The sequence below is a fragment of the Methylobacterium sp. CCH5-D2 genome (assembly GCF_001556475.1).
Classification (GTDB): domain Bacteria; phylum Pseudomonadota; class Alphaproteobacteria; order Rhizobiales; family Beijerinckiaceae; genus Methylobacterium; species Methylobacterium hispanicum.
Genome location: NZ_LSIX01000832.1, coordinates 1 through 965 on the forward strand (window position 1 = coordinate 1; position 965 = coordinate 965).

A 965-nucleotide genomic window follows, 5' to 3' on the forward strand; every position below is an offset into this window, starting at 1 on the left:
GCGGCACTGGACCATCCCCTGCTGCTACGATCCGGCGCTGGCCGAGGACATCGAGGAGGCCGCGGCCCTCGTGGGACTGGCCGGGGCGGACGCGGCGGCGCGGCACGCGGAGGGCGTCTACCGGGTCTACATGTACGGCTTCGCGCCGGGCTTCGCCTATCTCGGCGGCCTGCCGGAGGCGCTGGCCCTGCCGCGCCGGCCGAGCCCGCGCCCGCCGCACCCGCCCGGCGCGGTGATGATCGGCGGCGGCCTGGCCGCCATCGGCACGGTGCCGATGCCGACCGGCTGGTACGTCGTCGGCCGCACGCCCGAGCGCCTGTTCGCGCCGGAGCGCGAGCCCGCCTTCCTGATCGAGAGCGGCGACACGCTGCGGTTCGAGCCGGTGAGCGCCGAGGCGTTCGCCGCCCTGGAGCGGCGCGCCGCTGCGGGCGAGGTCGTCGCCGGGAGGGCCGCTTGAGCGAGGCGGCGGCCGGGCGGCCGGTCCTGCGCATCCTCGCCGCCGGGGCCGGCGTCACCCTGCAGGACCGGGGCCGGCACGGCGCCCTGCGCTACGGCATCACGCCGGCCGGACCGATGGACCCGCTGGCCTGCGCCACCGCGAACCGCGCGCTCGGCAACCCGCCCGGTGCCACCGCGATCGAGGCGGGGCTCGGCGGCCTGGCGCTCACCGTCGAGGGGAGCCCGATCGACCTCGCGCTCGCCGGCGGCGCCTTCCGGATCGATTGCGACGGCCGGACCCTGCCGCCGGCCTGCGCGCTGACCCTGCGGCCCGGCACGGCGCTCACCCTGCGTGCGGGGCGGGCCGGCGCGTGGTGCTACCTCGCGGTGGCCGGCCGCATCGACGTGCCGCCGGTGCTGGGCTCCACCGCGACCCACACCCGCTCGCGCCTCGGCGGCCTCGACGGGCGGGCGCTGGCGGCGGGCGACGCGCTCCCCGTGGCCGAGGCCCGGGCCGGCCTCGGCGA

At 79.7% G+C, this 965-nt stretch carries 1 protein-coding gene and 1 pseudogene; both read left to right on the forward strand.

All coding sequences use genetic code 11. The features are described 5' to 3' along the window. A partial coding sequence (locus tag AX737_RS21805; protein ID WP_156453879.1) for a carboxyltransferase domain-containing protein occupies positions 1-457 on the forward strand: 457 nt, incomplete at its 5' end. Continuing rightward, positions 454-965: pseudogene (locus AX737_RS21810) on the forward strand (biotin-dependent carboxyltransferase family protein); the annotation flags it as partial. The gene AX737_RS21805 and the pseudogene AX737_RS21810, both read left to right, overlap by 4 nt.